We start from the raw sequence: 1622 nt of genomic DNA on the forward strand, positions 1-1622 counted from the left end.
CGGGTGCGCCGTCGTCATCGGTCCGGCGACGGCATCGTGTCGACTGGGAGCCGACGCGTCCTCCGCGGCCGAGCTGATGACCGCTCCGCGCGGCACCGACCCGCGCCTGCTGCAGAGCACGCGCCGCACGAGCAACGAGCGCCGCGAGCGGTATCACGAGCGGATGGATGCCAAGGCCGAGGCCCGCGCCGAGCTCGAGGCCGAGCGTCTCGCCGAGCGCGCGTACGACGACGAGGACGAACGATGACCGCTCGCGTCCGGGAAGACCTGCCCCGCGCGTCCCGGATCGTCGTGAAGGTCGGGTCGTCGTCGATCAGCGGTGACGGCGCGTTCCGTATCGACCTCATCGTCGATGCGCTCGCCCGCTCCCGCGAGGCCGGCGTCGAGGTCGTCCTGGTGTCGTCGGGCGCCATCGCGACCGCGCTGCCGCTGCTCGACCTGCAGGGCCGACCCAACGACCTCGCGACACAGCAGGCCGCCGCGGCGGTCGGTCAGAACGTCCTCATGTGGCGCTACCAGACCTCCCTCGACCGGTTCGGCCTGCTCGCCGGGCAGGTGCTGTTGACCGCGGGCGACCTCGAGAATGCCACGCACCGCTCCAACGCGCGCCGCGCGATGGAACGGCTGCTGGGTCTTGGCATCCTGCCCATCGTCAACGAGAACGACACGGTCGCTACCCACGAGATCCGCTTCGGCGACAACGACCGGCTCGCGGCTCTCGTCGCGCAGCTCATCGGCGCCGACGCCCTCGTGCTCCTGAGCGACATCGAGTGCCTCTACACCGCACCGCCGAGCGAGCCGGGAGCGCGCCCGATCATCGACGTCGAGTGGGGCGACGACCTCTCCGAGTACACGTTCGGGTCCGTCACCGTGAACGGCGTGGGGACCGGGGGAGCGGCGACCAAGGCGTCCGCGGCGAAGCTCGCCTCGGCGGCGGGTGTCGGCGTGCTGGTCACGAGCGCGGACCTCGTCGCGGAGGCCCTCGCGGGGGCGTCCGTCGGCACGTGGTTCGCCCCGCATCCCGACCCCGTCACGCTCATGACGGGACCCGTGGGTGCGGTGTCCAGCGGCGATAGACTGGCGTGATGACGCTCACCGCCGTTTCGGTCGACGACCGGCTGCGCCTCGCGAAGGATGCCGCGCGCGAGGTCGGGCTCCTGGACTCCGCGGCCAAGACCGCGATGCTGCGCGCGATCGCCGACGCCATCGACGCCGCGTCCGACGACATCGTCGCGGCGAACGCCGACGATCTGGCGCGCGGGCGCGAGTCCGATATCGGCGACGCGCTGCTCGATCGACTCCGACTGGATGCCACCCGCGTGGCGGCCCTGGCCGCAGCGGTGCGCGACGTCGCCGAGCTGCCCGACCCGGTGGGGCGCGTGCTCGACCAGCGCACGCTGCCCAACGGCCTGGCGCTCGAGAAGGTCGCGGTGCCGTTCGGCGTCGTCGGCTCGATCTACGAAGCGCGTCCGAACGTGACGGTCGATATCGCCGCCCTCGCGCTGCGCTCCGGCAACGCCGTGGTGCTGCGCGGCGGATCGGCCGCGCAGAGCACAAACGCCGCCCTCGTTCGCGTCATGCGCGACGCCCTCGAGGCGCGGGGGCTCACTCCCGAAGCGATC

General features: G+C 72.5%; 2 protein-coding genes and 1 pseudogene. All 3 read left to right on the top strand.

Features of this window, described 5'->3' with window-relative positions:
• Window positions 1–247 (top strand): annotated as a pseudogene (gene obgE / locus I5G_RS22020) (GTPase ObgE); the annotation flags it as partial.
• Window positions 244–1086, top strand: coding sequence for a glutamate 5-kinase (proB, locus tag I5G_RS11180; protein WP_022879124.1), 843 nt, complete (start codon window positions 244–246; stop codon window positions 1084–1086). The pseudogene obgE and the gene proB, both read left to right, overlap by 4 nt.
• A partial coding sequence (locus tag I5G_RS11185; RefSeq protein WP_022879125.1) for an aldehyde dehydrogenase family protein occupies window positions 1086–1622 on the top strand: 537 nt, incomplete at its 3' end. The genes proB and I5G_RS11185, both read left to right, overlap by 1 nt.

It is taken from the genome of Microbacterium sp. B19, assembly GCF_000333395.1.
In the GTDB taxonomy this organism is placed as follows: Bacteria; Actinomycetota; Actinomycetes; order Actinomycetales; family Microbacteriaceae; genus Microbacterium.